Origin of the sequence: Cellulosimicrobium cellulans, assembly GCF_016907755.1 — a bacterium.
Classification (GTDB): Bacteria; Actinomycetota; Actinomycetes; order Actinomycetales; family Cellulomonadaceae; genus Cellulosimicrobium; species Cellulosimicrobium cellulans_D.
In genome coordinates this window covers 2,313,448-2,330,849 of record NZ_JAFBCN010000001.1, presented here as the reverse complement: position 1 = coordinate 2,330,849, position 17,402 = coordinate 2,313,448, and the positions used below count along the sequence as shown (strand labels likewise).

Here is a 17,402-nt window from a genome sequence, read left to right as displayed (position 1 = left end):
CCAGGACCGTGGTCAGAGCTGGAGCTCCGCCTTCGCGAGCTCCTCGACGTTGACGTCCTTGAAGGTCACCACGCGGACCGACTTCACGAACCGCGCCGACCGGTACACGTCCCACACCCACGCGTCGGCGAGCCGCAGCTCGAAGTACACCTCGCCCGCGGCGGAACGCACCTGGAGGTCCACCTGGTTCGCCAGGTAGAAGCGACGTTCGGTCTCCACCACGTACGAGAACAGGCCCACCACGTCGCGGTACTCGCGGTACAGCGCGAGCTCCATCTCGGTCTCGTAGTTCTCGAGGTCTTCGGCGCTCACGCCACCATCATGGACCATCGAGCGCTCCGCGCCCGCCTCAGCTCGTGGGCAGGCCCGCGTCGGGGTCGAGCTCGAGGACGTCCACGGGCGCCCCGTACGCCGGGGCGTCGAGGCCCTCGTCGCCCCGCTCGGGCAGCCGCCAGGACCGGCGGTGCTGCGGCGTCGGGCCGTGCTCGCGCAGAGCCTCGACGTGCGCCGCCGCGCCGTAGCCCTTGTTCTGGTCCCACCCGAAGCCGGGGTACTGCCGCGCGAGGCTGGTCATGAGGCCGTCGCGCTCGGTCTTGGCGAGGACGCTCGCCGCGGCGACCGAGGCGCACTGGAGGTCGGCCTTGACCAGCGTGCGCACGCGCGGGTCGACGAGCTGCTCGTCGTCGTGCGGGTCGAGGTCGAACGCCTCGAAGAGGTCGACCGCGGAAGGGCGGCTGAGCCAGTCGTGCTTGCCGTCCAGGAGGACGGCGTCGACGTCGCCGACCGTGCGGCGCACCTGGGCGAGCGCCCGGCGGCCCGCGAGGCGCAGCGCACCGACGATCCCGTGCGCGTCGATCTCGGCAGGACCGGCGTGGCCCACGGCCCAGGCGACGCACCACGAGCGTGCGGGCGCCACGAGGGCCTCGCGGGCGGCCGCGGTGAGGAGCTTGGAGTCGGTGAGCCCGGGCGGGCACGGCTTCGTCGCGAGGTCGACGACGACGACGCCCACGGAGACCGGACCCGCGAGCGCGCCACGACCGACCTCGTCCATGCCGGCGACGAGCCGCGCGCCGTCGCGCAGCATCGCGCGCTCCTGGCGCAGGTCCGGACGGCGGCGCGCAGGAGCACGGCGCACGCGCGCAGGTGTCGTGTCCACCGGGGCGACTGGCGCATCGGCAGGCGCCGGGACGGCGGGAGGGGCGACCGCGTCGAGCGTCACGGCTCCACCGCGGGGACGTCGGCGAACACGTCGCCGGGGTTGCGCAGCAGACCGAGGTGGGAGAGCGGCCAGACCTTGACGAACGCCGTGCCCACGACGTTGCCCATCGGCACGAACCCGCCGCCGGGCTTGCCCGTGTTGTAGCGCGAGTCCGCCGAGTTCTGCCGGTTGTCGCCCATGACGAACAGCATGTCGGCGGGGACGGTCCGGTCGAACGGGTCCTGGCTGGGGATCGAGCCGGGCTTGATGTACGTCTCGTCGATCGACACCCCGTTGACGCTCACCCGACCCTCCGCGTCGCAGCACACCACGTGGTCGCCCGGCGTGCCGATCACCCGCTTGATGAGGTGCTCGCCGGTGTCCTGCGGCAGCAGACCGATGAACGTCAGCGCCGCACGCACCGCCTCCGACACCGGGCTCTCGGCCTGCGGCACGGGTGGCGGCAGCCACCCGCCCGGGTCCTTGAACACCACGATGTCGCCCCGGTGCACGTCGAACGCCCCGGGCACGAGCCGGGACACCATCACGCGGTCACCCTCGACCAGCGTGTTCTCCATCGACGCGCTCGGGATGAAGAACGCCTGCACCAGGAACGTCTTGATGAGCAGCGAGAGCACCAGCGCGCTGACCACGATGATCGCCGTCTCGCGCAGCAGCGACGACTTCCGCACCGGGCGCTCCCCGGACCCGCGGCCCGACCGGTGCGCACCCGGCTCCGCGAGGTGCTCCCCGTGCTGCGGGGTCTCCTCGTCGTCGCGAGGACCGAGCGCCGCGCGCTCGGTGCCGGCGTCGGGCTGCGGGCCGCGGGGCGGGGCGCTGTCGGTCACGCGTTCACAATGCCACCTTCTGCCGTCTTCCGAGAAACGGACCGGCCCTCGGACCGCGTGTCCTGGGGGACGACGACGGCGGCCGTCCCCCGGGGGGACGACCGCCGTCGTTCGAGCGGAGCGGCAGGAGCTGCCGACAGCCGATCAGCGAGCGGGCGCGGTGTCGCGCTTCTCCTTGATCTTCGCCTTCTTGCCGCGCAGCGCGCGCAGGTAGTACAGCTTGGCGCGACGCACGTCACCGCGCGTCACGACCTCGACCGACTCGATGGACGGCGAGTGCACGGGGAACGTGCGCTCGACACCCACGCCGAAGCTGATCTTGCGGACCGTGAACGTCTCACGGATCCCGCTGCCCTGACGGGCGATGACGACGCCCTGGAACGCCTGGACGCGGGAGCGGGTGCCCTCGACGACCTTGACGTTGACCTTGAGCGTGTCGCCGGGACGGAAGTCCGGGACGTCGCTGCGCAGCGATGCTGCGTCGACGCTGTCCAGCGTGTGCATGGTGCTTCTCCTCGTCCGCCACAGGTCGGACGCGTGCTCGTGGCCCGGGCGCGCCGGGCCGTCGTCGTCTGTCGGTGGGGTGTGCCGTGCTGCGCGCGGGCGGTCGACCACCTCGCGGTCGTCGACGCGTCGTGCCAGTCCGCCCGAAGATCCGGGCGCGGGCTCCCCTGTGGCAGAGGTTCCGGGGCGGCACACACCGATCGACCATTCTGCCACACCCCGAGGGTCGAGCGGCAGCCGGCCCGTGGCGGACCTGGCCCACGCGGCGGCGGTGGAGTCAGGTGGAGTCAGGACGCGTCGCGTCCGGAGAGGACGAGGCGGCCGTCGGCGACGGCCCACCCCGCCTCGGCGAGGACCTCCAGGTCGTGCCGGTCGAGCGTGTCGACGTCGAGCGCGTGCACCATGTCCGGGCGCCGTGCGGCGGTCCGGCGCAGGGCCTGGTCGCGACGCCAGCGGTGGATCCGCGCGTGGTGGCCCGAGAGCAGCACCTCCGGCACCTCGAGGTCGTCCCAGGCCGGCGGCTTCGTGTACACGGGGTACTCGAGCAGGCCCGCGGCGCCGTGCGACTCCTCGACCAGCGACTCGGGGTTGCCGACGACCCCCGGCAGCAGCCTCCCGACGGCCTCGACCATGACGAGCGCCGCGACCTCTCCCCCGTTGAGGACGTAGTCGCCGATCGACAGCTCGCTGACCCGCATCCCGGCCGCCCGGTAGTGCTCGGCGACGCGCGCGTCGATCCCCTCGTAGCGTCCGCAGGCGACGACGAGGTGCTCCTCGGTCGCGAGCGCCTCCGCCGTGCGCTGCGTGAAGGTCTCGCCCGACGGCGTCGGCACGACCAGGTGCACCGCGCTCGCCCCGGCCCCGTCCGCCGTCCCGGTCGAGAGGCCCGCCACGTCGTCGATCGCGCGGCCCCACACGTCGGGACGCATGACCATGCCTGCCCCGCCGCCGAAGGGCGTGTCGTCCACGGTGCGGTGCCGGTCCGTCGTCCAGTCCCGCAGGTCGTGGACGCGCAGGTCGAGGATCCCCGCGGCGCGCGCCTTGCCGACGAGCGACAGGTCGAGTGCGGCGAGGTAGTCGGGGAAGATCGTGACGACGTCGATACGCACGGTCAGGCCTCGCCGTCGCGCTGGTCGTCCTGCCCGCGCGCGACAGAGCCGGCCGCGTCGCCGCCGTCCGGGGTCGCCACCTCGAGCCGGTCCGCGTCCGACGCGAGCAGCCCGCCCGGCGGGTCGAGCACGACCCGCCCACCGGCCACGTCGACGACCGGGACGATCTGCCGGACGAACGGGACGAGCGTGCGGGCGCCGCCCGTCTCGCGCAGGACGAGGACGTCGTGCGCGGGCAGGTGCTCGAGTCCGTCGATGCGCCCGAGCACGCGGCCGTCCTCGTCCTCCGCGCGGAGGCCTGCGAGCTCGTGCGGGTACCAGGCGTCCTCCTCGTCGGACGCGTCGACCTCGACCACGAGCTCGACGCCGCGCAGGGCCTCCGCGGCAGTGCGGTCGCGAACGCCCTCGAACCCGACGAGCCAGCGCCCCTGGTGCACGCGCACGGTCCCCACGGTCAGCGGGCCGGCGGTCGCGGGGCGCGTCTCCAGGCGCGCGCCCACCCCGAGGCGCTCCTCGGGCTCGTCGGTGCGCAGGTCGAGCGCGACCTCGCCACGCAGTCCGTGCGCCTTGCCGACGCGCGCGACGGTCAGCTCCATGGTCGTCACTCCTCTGGTGATCCTGGTCCGGGCGGCGCCGGGTGGGCGTCCGATCGGTCTGTGGGTACAGGAAGGCCCGGCCTGCCGGTCGGCGGGCCGGGCCATGCCCGTGGCCCCTCGCGGGGCACGATGGTGCGGGCCTCAGCGGCGGTCGACGTCCACGACGTCGACGCGGACCGGCCCGTCGGTCGCGAGCGCGCCGATCACCGTGCGCAGGGCACGAGCGGTGCGCCCGCCACGACCGATCACGCGACCGAGGTCGTCCGGGTGCACCCGGACCTCGAGCAGGTCACCGCGACGCAGCGTCTTCGCGCTCACCCGGACGTCGTCCGGGTTGTCCACGATGCCGCGCACGAGGTGCTCGAGCGCGTCGGCGATCATCAGGCCTGCTCGTCGGCAGCGGCCTCGTCGGCCGCGTCGGCGGGCTCCTCGGCCGGAGCCTCGGTCTTCTTCTCCGCGGCCTTGGCCTTGACCTTCTCGGCGTCGGCGGCGGCAGCCTCGATCGCGGCGGTCGGGTCGACCTTCTCGCCCTTGACCTTGAGCGTGCCCTCGGCGCCGGGGAGGCCCTTGAACTTCTGCCAGTCGCCCGTGATCTTGAGGAGCGCGAGCACCTGCTCGGACGGCTGCGCGCCGACACCGAGCCAGTACTGGGCGCGGTCCGAGGTGATCTCGATGAACGAGGGCTCCTCGGTCGGGTGGTACTTGCCGATCTCCTCGATCACGCGACCGTCACGCTTGGTGCGCGAGTCCGCGACGACGACACGGTAGTACGGCGCACGGATCTTGCCGAGACGCTTCAGACGAATCTTGACGGCCACAGTGGTGGTCTCTCCTGGTTCTGGTTCGGGCGAACCCGGACCCGCCCCGTGGGGACAGGACGAGGAAGGGGTTCAGGACACGGCACGCGCCGGAGAGAGGGGCCGGGGCACGCCGAGTACCGGGACATTGTGCCAGACCGGACCCGCCGGGACCAACCCGCGCGCGACCGTTCAGCCGGCGTGCGGGGCGACGATCTCGCCGCGGAGCACCACCGCGGTCGGGGCGCGCAGGACTCCGACGTCCTGGCGCGGGTCCTGCGGGTACACGACGAAGTCCGCGGACGCGCCCTCGACGAGGGACGTGTACCCGAGGTACTCCCGGCCCTGCCAGCTCGCCGCCGCGACCACCGCCGCGTCGGGGATGCCGGCGGCCACGAGCTCGGCGCACTCGTCCGCGAGGCGGCCGTGCCCGATCGTCCCGCCCGCGTCCGTCCCGACGAGGATCTGGATGCCCGCCTCGTACAGCGCCCGCGCCTGCTCGTACCGGCGCTCGTGGAGCCGTCGCATGCGCGCTGCGAAGACCGGGTACTTCCCGTCGGCCTGCCGGGCGATGGCCTCGAACTGACCGACCTGCAGCAGGGTCGGCGTGACGGCGACCCCGCGCTCGGAGATCTCGTACATGAGGTCCGGGTCGATCCCCGTGCCGTGCTCGATCCCGTCCACGCCCGCGGCGAGCAGGGACGGGATCACCTCCTCGGAGAAGGCGTGCACGGTGACGCGCGCGGCCTCGGCGTGCGCCGCGGCGACGGCCTCGGCGAGCACCTCGTCGGGCCACAGCGGTCGCAGGTCGCCGTCGGCCCCGAGGTCGCGGTCGATCCAGTCGCCCACGATCTTCACCCAGCCGTCGCCCTGGCGCGCCTCGCGCCGCACGGCCTCGGGGAGCTGTGCGACGTCGTCGAGCTCGAGCCCGTAGCTGCGCAGGTAGCGCTTGGGGCGCGCGAGGTGGTGACCGGCCCGCACGAGGCGCGGCAGGTCGCGCCGGCCGTGCACCCACCGCGTGTCGAGCGGCGAGCCGGCGTCGCGCACGAGGAGGACGCCGCTGTCGCGGTCCGAGACGGCCTGGTCCTGCGCCGTCGCCGCGTCGACCGCGCCCTGAGCCCCCAGGCCGACGTGGCAGTGCACGTCGACGAGGCCGGGCAGGACCCAGCCCTCCAGCTCGACCATGTTGGTGCCCTGGGCGGACGGTCGCGTGAGGCTGATCCGCCCGTCCTTGACCCACAGGTCGCCCACCTCGCGGTCGTCGCCGACGATGACGTGGCCGCGGACGTGCAGCGTGGGGCCTTCCAGCGCGGACATGCGGCTCCTGGGTGAGGACGGTCAGGACGGACGGCCCGGTTCGCGGGCACGGGGAGGCACCGGGCGGGTGCCACGGACATAACCTAGCGCTCGGGCGACCGCGGGACGCACCCGAGGCGCGCCCGGGTGGCGCCCCGGGTGCTCAGCGAGGTGTCGCGCCCGGGCGGCAGGCGGTCAGCGACCCAGCAGCTTCTCGAACCCGGGCGGGAGCTGGAGGTCGTCCGGAGCGGGCTGGGCGGGCTCGTCGGTCCGGCCCATGCCGAACGCCGAGCCTGCGGGTGCCGACGGGCCCGTGACCTCGCCTGCCGCGCGGGCCGCGGCGGCGCGCTCCTGCTCCGCGCGCTTGGCCGGGTTGCCGGAACGGCCCTTGACCTTGCGCTGCGGCGCCTGGCGGCCCCGCGCCTTCTTGCCACCCATGCCCGGCAGGTTGCCCATGCCCGGCATGCCCGGCATCCCGCCACCGCGGCTCATCTGCCGCATCATCTTCTGCGCTCCGGCGAACCGCTCGAGGAGCTGGTTGACGTCGCTCGTCGTCACGCCGGAGCCGCGCGCGATGCGGGCGCGGCGCGAGCCGTTGATGATCTTCGGGTTGTCGCGCTCCGCGGGGGTCATCGAGCGGATGATCGCCTCGATGCGGTCGACCTCGCGCTCGTCGAAGTTGTCGAGCGCCTCACGCATCTGGCCCATGCCCGGGAGCATCCCGAGCATCTTCTTCATCGAGCCCATGTTCTTCATCTGCTGCATCTGCACCAGGAAGTCCGCGAGCGTGAAGTCCTGCCCCGAGGCGACCTTCTCCGCCATCTTCGCGGCCTGCTCGGCGTCGAACGCCTTCTCGGCCTGCTCGATGAGCGTGAGGACGTCGCCCATGTCGAGGATGCGTGACGCCATCCGGTCCGGGTGGAACGCCTCGAAGTCGGTGAGCTTCTCGCCCGTGGAGGCGAAGAGGATCGGGCGCCCCGTGACGCCGCGCACCGACAGCGCGGCACCACCGCGCGCGTCGCCGTCGAGCTTCGTGAGCACGACGCCCGTGAAGTCGACGCCCTCCTCGAACGCCTTCGCGGTCGCGACGGCGTCCTGGCCGATCATCGCGTCGATGACGAAGAGGACCTCGTCCGGCTGGACGGCGTCGCGGATGTCCGAGGCCTGCTGCATGAGCACCGCGTCGAGACCGAGGCGGCCGGCGGTGTCGACGATGACGACGTCGTGCTGGCGCTGGCGGGCGGTCTCGACGCCGTCGCGCGCGACGGCGACGGGGTCGCCGATGACGTCGTCGACCTCGACCCCGCTCTGGTTGCCCGGGTGCGGGGCGAACACCGGGACCCCGGCGCGCTCGCCGACCACGCTGAGTTGGGTGACGGCGTTCGGACGCTGGAGGTCCGCGGCGACGAGGAGCGGCGTGTGCCCCTGCTCGCGCAGGTGCAGCGCCAGCTTTCCGGCCAGCGTCGTCTTGCCCGCGCCCTGGAGGCCCGCGAGCATGATGACCGTCGGCGGCGTCTTGGAGAACCGCAGCCCCCGGCTCTCGCCGCCGAGGATGCCGACGAGCTCCTCGTTGACGATCTTCACGACCTGCTGCGCCGGGTTGAGCGCGCCCGACACCTCGGACGAGAGCGCCCGCTCGCGCACGGTCGCGCTGAACTCGCGCACGACGGGCACCGCCACGTCGGCGTCGAGCAGCGCGCGCCGGATCTCCCGGATCGTCGCGTCGATGTCCGCCTCGGACAGCCGGCCCTTGGAACGCAGGTTCTTGAAGGTCGATGTCAGTCGGTCCGACAGCGTGTTGAACACCGCGTCATCCTCACCAGTCGTCGGAAGTCTCGTCCGCGGCGGCGCTCCCACCTGCCGTCGCCCGAGACCGGGCGCGGGCTGGAAGAGGACGGGCCGTCCGCGAGGGACCAGCCTACCCGGCGGCGTCCGGGTCTCCCGGCACGTCCTTCCGCACAGCGCCCAGCGCGCGCAGCGTCTCCCCCACGAGGTCGTCGACGAGCCGCGCCCGCCACGCGGTCCACGCGCTCGGCCCGAGGGACGACGCGTCCGCCTCCGTGAGCGCGCGCAGCACCCCGAGGAGGTCCGCCCGGTGGTCGACGGCGTCCGCGAGCTCGGCGACCGTCGCCGGGTCGTCCGGGTCCGCGCTCACCGCGAGCCGGGACAGCGTCAGGTGGTGCCGCACGAGGCGCTCCACGTCGGCCACGACCTCGGGCTCGAAGCCCATGCGGCCGAGGATCGCGGGCACCAGGCGCGCTCCCTCGACGGAGTGGTCCTCCGCGCCCGCCCGCTTGCCGATGTCGTGCAGCACCGCGGACAGCAGGAGCAGGTCCGGTCGCTCGACGTCCTTGCGGTCCCGGGCCGCCCTGGCCACGACCTCCACGAGGTGCCGGTCGACGGTGTGCCGGTGCACGGCGGCGCGCTGCGGGCGGTTCCGCACGCCCGCCCACTCGGGGATCCACGTGGTCACCACGCCGGCGAGGTCGAGCGCCTCCCACACGGCGACCTGAGCCTGCCCCGAGCCCAGCAGCGAGAGGAACGCCGCCCGCGCGGCGCGCGGCCACGGCTCGGGCAGGGGCGGGCACTGGGCGAGACTGGCGACGGACACGGGCGAGAGGGTGAGTCCGGTCCGCGCGGCGGTGGCGGCGGCGCGCAGCGACAGGAGCGGGTCGGACGCGGGGTGGGCGTCCACCGCGAGCACGAGCTCGCCGTCGTGCTCGACGAGCCCGTCACCGACGGAGCGCAGCCGAGGTGCCGCGCGGCGGCCCCGGACCAGGACGGGACGGCGGGCGATCGACGGCCGCTGGAGCGCCTGGCGCGCACGACGGACCGTGGTGTCGAGCGCGTAGGAGACCTCGCGCCCCGCTGCGGCGAGGCTCGCGAGCAACTCGTCGGGGTCGTCGAACCCGGACAGCGCGGCGACCTCGTCGAGGTCGGCGAGCAGGAGCCGGCTCGTGTGCCGGCCGGTGACGACCTGCAGGGTGTCGCGCACGTCCAGCAGGTGCGCGTGCGCCCGGTCGACCGACCCGTGCGGGCGGTCGGTGAGCCACGTCGCCGCGAGCGCCGAGAGCACGACTGCGTCCCGGATGCCGCCGCGCGACTCCTTGAGGTCGGGCTCGATGAGGTACGCGAGCTCGCCGGACCGCTCCGCGCGCTCGCGCGTCGAGGAGAGCAGGTCGGGCAGGCGGCGGCGCGACGCGGACCGCCAGTCGGTGAGGACCGCGGACGACGCCCGGTGCACGACTACCGCGTCGCCGGCCACCGCGCGCACGTCGAGCCAGCCCACGGCCGCAGGGACGTCCTTGGAGGCCACCTGGCGGCACTGGGAGAGCGAGCGCACCGAGTGGTCGAGGTCGACCCCGGCGTCCCAGAGCGGGTACCACAGGCGCTCGGCGACGCGCGCGACGTCGTCGGCCCCGTGGCTGCGGCCGTCGTGGACGAGGACGAGGTCGAGGTCGCTCGCGGGCCCCATGTCGCCCCGGCCAAGGCTGCCCACGGCGGCGAGCGCGATGCCGTCGGGCGCGACCCCGTCCGTCGCCTCGCGCCACAGGCCCTGCAGCGACGACGTCACGAGGTCGACGACGGCGGCCCGGCGCGCGACGCCGCTGCGGCCGGGTCCGCTCCTGGACCGCGCGACGTCGAGCATCCGCGCGCGGAGGTCCCGCACCCCCTCGGGGTGCGGGACCTCCGCGCTCTGCTCGCCCGGCTGCTGCTCGAGGCGCCCCGCCGATCCCCCCGCGACCCCGCCCGTGGTCGGGGTGTCGGCGTGGTCGGTCATCCGATGGTCCGTCGCCTCACAGGGCGCCGGGGCCGTGCTCGCCCGTGCGCACGCGGGCGACGTCGTCCACCGGGACCGTCCAGACCTTGCCGTCGCCGATCTTGCCGGTCTGCGCCGCCTTGACGATCACCTCGGTGACCACGGTCGCGTCGGCGTCGTCGACGAGGACCTCGACGCGGACCTTGGGCACCAGGTCGACCGTGTACTCCGCACCGCGGTAGACCTCGGTGTGGCCCTTCTGGCGCCCGTAGCCGCTGGCCTCGCTGACCGTCATGCCCCGCACGCCCGCGGCCTCGAGCGCCGACTTCACGTCGTCGAGCCGGTGCGGCTGGATGATTCCCGTGACGAGCTTCATGCCCGCACCTCCTTGATGACGCTGCCCTGCTGGATGGACTCGTACGCCGTCTCGCCGTGGACCGCGAGGTCGATGCCGCCGACCTCGGCGTCCTCGCTGACCCGCCAGCCCATCGTCGCCTTGAGGATCAGGCCGATGACCAGCGTGGTGGCCGCCGAGAACACGATGGCGACGAGGGCGATGAGGATCTGCACGACGAGCTGCTGCGCGCCGCCGCCGAAGAACAGGCCCGTGTCGGTGGCGAGGAAGCCGATCGCGACGGTACCCCAGAGGCCGGAGACCAGGTGGACGCCGACGACGTCGAGCGAGTCGTCGTAGCCGAAGCGGTACTTGAGGCCGACCGCGAGCGCGGAGAGCGCACCGGCGACGAGGCCCAGGACGATCGACGTCACCGGGTTGAGCGCGCCCGCGGCCGGGGTGATCGCGACGAGACCCGCCACGACGCCGGACGCCGCACCGAGCGACGTCGCGTGGCCGTCGCGGATCTTCTCCGTGAGGAGCCAGCCGATGATGCCCGCCGCGGTGGCGCTCGTCGTGTTGACCCAGGCGAGCCCGGCGGTCTCGTTGGCCCCGAAGGCCGAGCCCGCGTTGAAGCCGAACCAGCCGAACCACAGGAGGGCCGCACCGAGCATGACGAACGGCAGGTTGTGCGGGCGCATCGGCTCCTTGCCGAAGCCCTTGCGCTTGCCGATGAGGATCGCGAGCACGAGGGCCGCGACACCGGCGTTGATGTGGACGACCGTGCCGCCCGCGAAGTCGATCGGCGCGACCGTGGCGGCGCCGTCGGTCACCCCGAAGATGCGTGCCGCGAGGCCGTTCTCGTTGCTCGAGAGGAAGCCGCCGCCCCAGACCATGTGGGCGAGCGGGAAGTACGTCACGGTGACCCAGATCGCCGTGAAGGTGAGCCAGGTGCCGAACTTGACGCGGTCGGCCAGCGCACCCGAGATGAGCGCGACCGTGATGATCGCGAACGTCACCTGGAACGCGATGTCCACCACGTTCGGGTAGTTGCCGAGCGTGCTCGCCACGGCGCTGCCGTCGGCGTCCGTGATCGCCCCCGAGAGGCCAAACTGCGCGAACGGGCTGGCGACGAGGCCACCCGTCCCGGCCTCGCCGTAGGACATCGACCAGCCCCACAGCACGTAGACGACGCCCACGACGGCCATCGCGCCGAACGACATCATCATCATGTTCAGCACGGACTTGGCGCGGACCATGCCGCCATAGAAGAACGCCAGTCCGGGCGTCATCAGGAGCACGAGGGATGCTGAGGTCAGCATCCACGCGGTTGCCCCGGTGTCCCACTCCATCGGATCATCTCCCCTCGCCAGCCGGGCGGCCGGTCGGGGACTACGGTGGTGGGAGCGGGTTTCCCCCGCGGTGTCGCCGTGTTACGCGGGTGTGACAAGCGTTCCTCGGACGTAAACGTTCCGTTTCACCCGGGTGGAGGCGCCGCGCGGCGTCCGGATCGCGACACGCTCGTGATCGCACCGTGACACGACCGTGACCCGCCGCGGGGCATCCGGTCAGTCGCCGAGGAGGCCGTCCACGAACTGCTCCGGGTCGAACGGGGCCAGGTCGTCGGGGCCCTCCCCCAGCCCGACGAGCTTCACGGGGACGCCCAGCTCGCGCTGCACCGCGACGACGATTCCTCCGCGTGCCGTCCCGTCGAGCTTCGTCAGGACGATGCCCGTCACGCCGGCGACCTCGCCGAACACGCGCGCCTGGTTGAGCCCGTTCTGGCCCGTCGTGGCGTCGAGCACGAGGAGCACCTCCGACAGCGGCGCCTCCTTGGTGATGACGCGCCGGATCTTGCCCAGCTCGTCCATGAGGCCCTGCTTGTTCTGGAGCCGCCCGGCAGTGTCGACGAGCACGACGTCGACGCCCTCGCTGCGACCGCGGCGCACGGCGTCGAACGCGACGGCGGCGGGGTCCGCGCCGTCGCGGTCGGACCGCACGGTCGGGACCCCCACGCGCGAGCCCCAGGTCTCGAGCTGGTCCGCCGCCGCGGCGCGGAACGTGTCCGCCGCGCCGAGCACCACGCTGCGGTCCTCCGCGACCAGCACGCGCGCGAGCTTGCCCACCGTCGTCGTCTTGCCGGTGCCGTTCACGCCGACGACGAGCACCACCGCCGGGACCGGGCTCCCGTCCTCGCCGGCACGGGGAGACGTCGCGAGCGACCGGTCGAGCGACGGGTCCACGAGCGCGACGAGCTCCGTGCGGAGCAGGTCGCGCACGCTCGCGGCGTCCCGGACGCCGAGGACGCGGACCTTCGTGCGCAGCGCGTCGATGAGCTCGCCGGCCGGCCCGGCGCCCACGTCTGCCAGCAGGAGCGTCTCCTCGAGCTCGTCCCAGTCGTCCTCCGTGAGGTGGTCGCGCGAGAGCACGGAGAGGAGCCGGGCACCGAGCGGCGAGCCGGAGCGCGCGAGCCGCTCGCGGAGCCGGACGAGGCGACCGCCGACAGGCTCGGGACGCTCGACCGTCGGTGCGGGCGCGAGGGTCTCCTCCGCCGCGGGCGGGGCCCCGGCCACCGCGGCACCCGGAGAGCCCGACGCCGGCTCGCGGGTCGCGGGGGGTGCGGTCGGTGCGGCGGGAGGAGGCTCGACGACGTCGCGACGGCGTCGGCGGACCGACACGGTCCCGAAGGTGACGAGGCCGACGACGAGCAGGACGCCGAGGGCGATCCAGAGCGGGAGGAGGTCGTTCACCCCGGAAGTCTCTCAGACGCGGGCGAGGGCCACGCGGTGGTCACGTGGCGGTCCCACGACGAGTCGCACCCGGCATCGCACCCGGCATCGCGCTGGTCACGCCGGGTCACGCCTGGGGAGGACGCTCGCCCGTGTGCAGCGGCCGCACGCGCTCGCGTGCGCGGTGCAGCACGTCGGTCAGCTCCTCGGCGTCGACGTACGCGCGCGACGTCACCTCGGTCGCGGTGAAGAAGTCGTCGATGCTCGTGTCGACCGGACGGGGCATGCGCACGGTCCCGACGTGGTGCGCGTCGAGGTTCCCGCGCCGTCGTCGCCGACGCAGCCCCGAACGGAAGTCGCGCCAGAAGCCGCGCATGCCCTGCTCACCGGGCCGGTCACCCTGCGCAGAGGACTGGGCCTCCGAGCGCGCGACGACGCTCGCGAACAGGAACACGACGGCGGCGACGCCGAGCGTGAGCCCCAGCCACACGAACATCCAGACCATGAGGTCCAGTATCCGGGTCGACGCACGCCGCGCGACCTCTGCCACGCCGGGCCGTCCGATCGGCACCACATCTTCACAAGGCCCGGAATTCCAACGATTCTGCAGCGTCCGCCCAGGTCCCGGGCGTGCCCTGCCCCGGCGTGAGGCCCCTCACACCGAGACGTCCTCGCGGGCTTCGTCCATCCGCTGGCTGATGACCGTCGTCACGCCGTCGCCGCGCATCGTCACGCCGTAGAGCGCGTCGGCGATCTCCATCGTGCGCTTCTGGTGGGTGATGACGATGAGCTGCGAGTCCTCCTGGAGCTCGCGGAAGATCTCGAGGAGTCGGCCCAGGTTGACGTCGTCCAGGGCGGCCTCGACCTCGTCCATGACGTAGAACGGCGACGGCCGGGCCTTGAAGATCGCCACGAGCAGCGCGACCGCCGTGAGGGAGCGCTCGCCGCCGGACAGCAGCGAGAGCCGCTTGACCTTCTTGCCCGCCGGTCGGGCCTCGACCTCGATCCCGGTCGTGAGCATGTCGTCGGGGTCCGTCAGCACGAGCCGTCCCTCGCCGCCCGGGAACATGCGCGCGAAGACCCGCTCGAACTGCTCGGCGGTGTCACGGTAGGCGTCCGTGAACACCCGCTCGACCCGCTCGTCGATCTCCTTGACGATCTCCAGGAGGTCGGTGCGCGACTTCTTGAGGTCGGCGAGCTGGTCCGCGAGGAACTTGTGCCGCTCCTCGAGCGCCGCGAACTCCTCGAGCGCGAGCGGGTTCACCTTGCCCAGCCGGCCCAGATCCCGCTCGGCGGCGCGCAGCCGCTTCTCCTGGGTCGCGCGGTCGTAGGGCACGGTGCGCGGCTCGTCGTCGTCGGACGGGACCGGGACGTCGCGGTGCGGCCCGAGCTCCTCGACGAGGACGGCCGGGTCGAGGCCGAGCTCGTCGACGCTGCGCGCCTGGAGCTGCTCGATGCGCAGCTGCTGCTGCGCGCGCGCCACCTCGTCCCGGTGCGCGACGTCGGTCAGCTCGCGCAGGCGTGCCGCGAGGTCGTCGACCTCGCGGCGGGCCCCCGTCACGGCAACGTCGCGCTCGGCGCGCGCCGCCTCGGCGGCCTCACGCTCGGCACCCGCACGGGCGAGGGACCGGTCGACGGCGCCCAGGGCCCGGGCCGCCCCGTCGCGCACGGCCGACGCGCGCTCGGACTGACGCAGCCGGGCGGCCTCGCGCCGGGCGGCCCGCTCGCGCGCCTCGCGCTCCGCCGCCGCGGCGCGCGCGAGCGACTGCGCCCGGCCCGCCACGGCACGCGCGCGCTCCTCGCTCGTGCGCAGGGCCAGGCGCGCCTCGGTCTCCGTGGTCCGGGCGGCCGACGCGAGCGCGAGGAGACGGTCGCGCTCCGCGATCGCCTCGGCGACGGCCTCCTCGGACTGCTCCGGCGCCGCCTCCGCGACGTCGAGCCGCTCCACGAGGCCGGCGAGCGCCTCGCGCGCGTCGTCGAGCCCCTGCGACGCGCGCTCGAGCGAGGCACGCACCCGCTCCGCCTCGGCGGCGGCCGAGCGCGCCGTCGCACCGAGATGGCCGAGCTGCTCCGCGACCGCCGCGAGCTGGGCGTCCGACTGGTTGAGCCGGTCGAGGGTGTCGTCGTAGCGGGCGCGCGCCTCCTGCGCGGCGTCGCGCGCGCCCACGAGGGCGAACCGCGCGCGCTCGCCGCGGGCCGCCGCGTCGTCGTGCGCGGAGCGCGCCTCGTCGAGCGCGGACTGCAGGTGCAGCACGCTCGGCGCCGAAGCCGACCCGCCCCACCCGCGCGTCGCCGCCAGGAGGTCGCCGCCGCGCGTCACGACCGCGACGCCGGGGTGACGCGCCACGAGCGCGCGCGCCTGCGCGAGGTCCTCGACGACCGCGACGTCCGCGAGCAGGGCGCGCACGGCGTGGCCGACGCCCCCGCCCGCCGTCACGACGTCGACGGCCCAGCGCGCGCCGTCGGGCAGGGCGACCGCGTCGCGCCCCTCCCCGTGCGCCGCGTCGACCGCGACGACGAGCCCCGCCCGCCCGGCGTCCTCGGCGCGCAGGTAGCGCAACGCGTCGACGGCGGCGTCGACCGACTCGACGGCGACGGCGTCCGCCGCGGGGCCGAGCGCCGCCGCCACGGCGTCCTCGTACCCGGCCTCGACGCCGAGCAGCGCCGCGAGCGAGCCCACGACCCCGACGCCGTCGGCAGCGAGCAGCGCACCGGCGCCGTCCTTGCGGTCCAGGCTCAGCTCGAGCGCCTCGATCCGCGCGCTCCACGTGGCGCGCTCCTGGTCCGCGGCGGAGGCCGCGTCCTCCAGCCCGCGCACGGCGGTCGTCGTCCGCTCGACCTCGTCGGCGGCGGCCTCGTGCTCCGCGTCGAGACCCTCCTCGCCCTCCTCGGCGCCGACCACCTGGGTCTCCAGCACCGCGAAGTCCGTGCGTGCCTGGGTGCCCCGGTGCTCGGCCTCCGCCAGCGACTCGCGGAGCCGCCCGATCTCCGCCTCCGCGGCCTCGACCCGGGTGCGCTGCGCGGCGACCTGGCCCGCGAGGCGCGCGAGGCCCTCCCGGCGGTCGGCGGCACCGCGGAGCAGGGTCGCGACCGCGCGCTCGGCCTCGCCCGCCGACCGCTCACCGTCCTCGCGGTCCGCGACGGCCGCCGCGAGCGCGTCCCGTGCGCGCGCGACCTCGGCCTCGAGCTCGGCCTCGGCCGCGCGCACGCGCTCCGCCTGGGCCTCGAGCTCGTCGGGGTCCTGGCCCCGCTGGGCAGGCTCCGGGCGACCGAGCAGACGGACACGCTCCTCCGCGAGCGTCTGCGTGCCGCGCAGGCGCTCGCGCAGGGACGAGAGCCGGAACCACACGTCGGTCGCCGCGCCGAGCGCGGGCGAAGCCGCGGCCGCCTCGCGCTCGAGCCGGCCGAGCCCGTCGCGGGCCGTGGCGAGCGCCCGCTCGACCTCCGCCTGCTGCGTCCGCAGCGCCGCCTCGTCCGCGATCTCCTGCTCCAGGGTCGCGGTGAGCTGCGCGAGGTCGTCCGCGAGCAGACGGGCCTTGGCGTCGCGCAGGTCCGCCTGGATCGTCGCGGCCTTGCGGGCGATCTCGGCCTGGCGTCCCAGCGGGCCGAGCTGGCGGCGGATCTCCGTCGTGAGGTCGGCGAGGCGGGTGAGGTTGGCCTGCATCGCGTCGAGCTTGCGGAGCGCCTTCTCCTTGCGCTTGCGGTGCTTGAGGACGCCCGCGGCCTCCTCGATGAAGCCACGGCGGTCCTCGGGCGTCGCGCGCAGGACCGCGTCGAGCTGACCCTGCCCGACGATCACGTGCATCTCCCGACCGAGGCCGGAGTCGGAGAGGAGGTCCTGGATGTCGAGCAGGCGGCACGCGGAGCCGTTGATCGCGTACTCGGAGCCGCCGCTGCGGAACAGCGTGCGAGAGATCGTCACCTCGGTGTAGTCGATCGGCAGCGCGCCGTCGGTGTTGTCGATCGTCAGGGAGACCTCGGCGCGCCCGAGCGGCGGACGCCCGGACGTCCCGGCGAAGATGACGTCCTCCATCTTGCCGCCGCGCAGCGTCTTGGCGCCCTGCTCCCCCATGACCCACGCGAGCGCGTCGACGACGTTGGACTTGCCCGAGCCGTTCGGCCCGACGACGCACGTGACCCCGGGCTCGAAGCTCAGCGTCGTCGCGGACGCGAACGACTTGAAGCCGCGCAGCGTCAGGGTCTTGAGGTGCACGGACCCGAGCCTAGTGGC

General features: G+C 74.2%; 16 protein-coding genes. All 16 read right to left on the bottom strand.

What is annotated here, in order from left to right; all coding sequences use genetic code 11:
* Positions 1–12: 12 nt before the first annotated feature.
* Complete coding sequence (locus JOE63_RS10010; RefSeq protein ID WP_024840525.1) at positions 13–312, bottom strand: DUF2469 domain-containing protein; 300 nt, start codon at positions 310–312, stop codon at positions 13–15.
* 37 nt (positions 313–349) lie between these two features.
* Complete coding sequence (locus tag JOE63_RS10005) at positions 350–1,156, bottom strand: ribonuclease HII (protein ID WP_374059018.1); 807 nt, start codon at positions 1,154–1,156, stop codon at positions 350–352.
* Between the two features lie 59 nt (positions 1,157–1,215).
* Positions 1,216–2,046: a signal peptidase I gene (gene lepB, locus JOE63_RS10000; RefSeq protein WP_244286117.1), complete on the bottom strand. Its 831-nt coding sequence runs from the start codon at positions 2,044–2,046 to the stop codon at positions 1,216–1,218.
* 144 nt (positions 2,047–2,190) lie between these two features.
* Positions 2,191–2,550 carry a 50S ribosomal protein L19 gene (rplS, locus tag JOE63_RS09995; protein ID WP_087472897.1) on the bottom strand — a complete coding sequence of 120 codons (360 nt, stop codon included), beginning with the start codon at positions 2,548–2,550 and terminating at the stop codon, positions 2,191–2,193.
* 287 nt (positions 2,551–2,837) lie between these two features.
* Positions 2,838–3,659 (bottom strand): tRNA (guanosine(37)-N1)-methyltransferase TrmD, encoded by an 822-nt coding sequence (trmD, locus tag JOE63_RS09990; RefSeq protein ID WP_204541068.1) that lies wholly within the window; start codon positions 3,657–3,659, stop codon positions 2,838–2,840.
* Positions 3,660–3,661: 2 nt separating this feature from the next.
* Complete coding sequence (gene rimM, locus JOE63_RS09985) at positions 3,662–4,255, bottom strand: ribosome maturation factor RimM (protein WP_204541065.1); 594 nt, start codon at positions 4,253–4,255, stop codon at positions 3,662–3,664.
* A gap of 141 nt (positions 4,256–4,396) precedes the next feature.
* Positions 4,397–4,636 (bottom strand): RNA-binding protein, encoded by a 240-nt coding sequence (locus JOE63_RS09980; RefSeq protein ID WP_087471729.1) that lies wholly within the window; start codon positions 4,634–4,636, stop codon positions 4,397–4,399.
* A complete protein-coding gene (rpsP, locus tag JOE63_RS09975) occupies positions 4,636–5,073 on the bottom strand; it encodes a 30S ribosomal protein S16 (protein WP_087471728.1) in 438 nt (145 codons plus the stop codon). The genes JOE63_RS09980 and rpsP overlap by 1 nt, the downstream gene beginning before the upstream one ends.
* A gap of 171 nt (positions 5,074–5,244) precedes the next feature.
* Positions 5,245–6,369, bottom strand: a complete 1,125-nt coding sequence (locus JOE63_RS09970) for an amidohydrolase family protein (protein WP_204541062.1) — start codon at positions 6,367–6,369, stop codon at positions 5,245–5,247.
* Between the two features lie 174 nt (positions 6,370–6,543).
* On the bottom strand, positions 6,544–8,154 hold the full coding sequence (gene ffh / locus JOE63_RS09965; protein ID WP_087471726.1) for a signal recognition particle protein: 1,611 nt from the start codon (positions 8,152–8,154) through the stop codon (positions 6,544–6,546).
* A 112-nt stretch (positions 8,155–8,266) separates the two neighbouring features.
* Positions 8,267–10,129, bottom strand: a complete 1,863-nt coding sequence (locus JOE63_RS09960) for a [protein-PII] uridylyltransferase (protein ID WP_204541059.1) — start codon at positions 10,127–10,129, stop codon at positions 8,267–8,269.
* A 16-nt stretch (positions 10,130–10,145) separates the two neighbouring features.
* The gene (locus JOE63_RS09955; protein WP_087471724.1) at positions 10,146–10,484 is read right to left on the bottom strand and encodes a P-II family nitrogen regulator; all 339 of its coding nucleotides are present in this window, start codon (positions 10,482–10,484) and stop codon (positions 10,146–10,148) included.
* Positions 10,481–11,794: an ammonium transporter gene (locus JOE63_RS09950; protein WP_087471723.1), complete on the bottom strand. Its 1,314-nt coding sequence runs from the start codon at positions 11,792–11,794 to the stop codon at positions 10,481–10,483. The genes JOE63_RS09955 and JOE63_RS09950 overlap by 4 nt, the downstream gene beginning before the upstream one ends.
* Before the next feature lie 216 nt (positions 11,795–12,010).
* Positions 12,011–13,192, bottom strand: a complete 1,182-nt coding sequence (ftsY, locus tag JOE63_RS09945) for a signal recognition particle-docking protein FtsY (RefSeq protein WP_204541056.1) — start codon at positions 13,190–13,192, stop codon at positions 12,011–12,013.
* A gap of 106 nt (positions 13,193–13,298) precedes the next feature.
* On the bottom strand, positions 13,299–13,676 hold the full coding sequence (locus JOE63_RS09940) for a hypothetical protein (protein WP_087471721.1): 378 nt from the start codon (positions 13,674–13,676) through the stop codon (positions 13,299–13,301).
* Positions 13,677–13,826: 150 nt separating this feature from the next.
* Positions 13,827–17,384: a chromosome segregation protein SMC gene (smc, locus tag JOE63_RS09935; protein ID WP_204541053.1), complete on the bottom strand. Its 3,558-nt coding sequence runs from the start codon at positions 17,382–17,384 to the stop codon at positions 13,827–13,829.
* Positions 17,385–17,402: the final 18 nt, after the last annotated feature.

Bases quoted from the DNA above. Each gene is read 5' to 3' on its own strand.
- rplS (WP_087472897.1), bottom strand. From the start codon at position 2,550: ATGCACACGCTGGACAGCGTCGACGCAGCATCGCTGCGCAGCGACGTC.
- rimM (WP_204541065.1), bottom strand. From the start codon at position 4,255: ATGGAGCTGACCGTCGCGCGCGTCGGCAAGGCGCACGGACTGCGTGGC.
- JOE63_RS09970 (WP_204541062.1), bottom strand. From the start codon at position 6,369: ATGTCCGCGCTGGAAGGCCCCACGCTGCACGTCCGCGGCCACGTCATC.
- JOE63_RS09960 (WP_204541059.1), bottom strand. From the start codon at position 10,129: ATGACCGACCACGCCGACACCCCGACCACGGGCGGGGTCGCGGGGGGA.
- JOE63_RS09950 (WP_087471723.1), bottom strand. From the start codon at position 11,794: ATGGAGTGGGACACCGGGGCAACCGCGTGGATGCTGACCTCAGCATCC.
- JOE63_RS09955 (WP_087471724.1), bottom strand. From the start codon at position 10,484: ATGAAGCTCGTCACGGGAATCATCCAGCCGCACCGGCTCGACGACGTG.
- JOE63_RS09940 (WP_087471721.1), bottom strand. From the start codon at position 13,676: ATGGTCTGGATGTTCGTGTGGCTGGGGCTCACGCTCGGCGTCGCCGCC.
- JOE63_RS09980 (WP_087471729.1), bottom strand. From the start codon at position 4,636: ATGATCGCCGACGCGCTCGAGCACCTCGTGCGCGGCATCGTGGACAAC.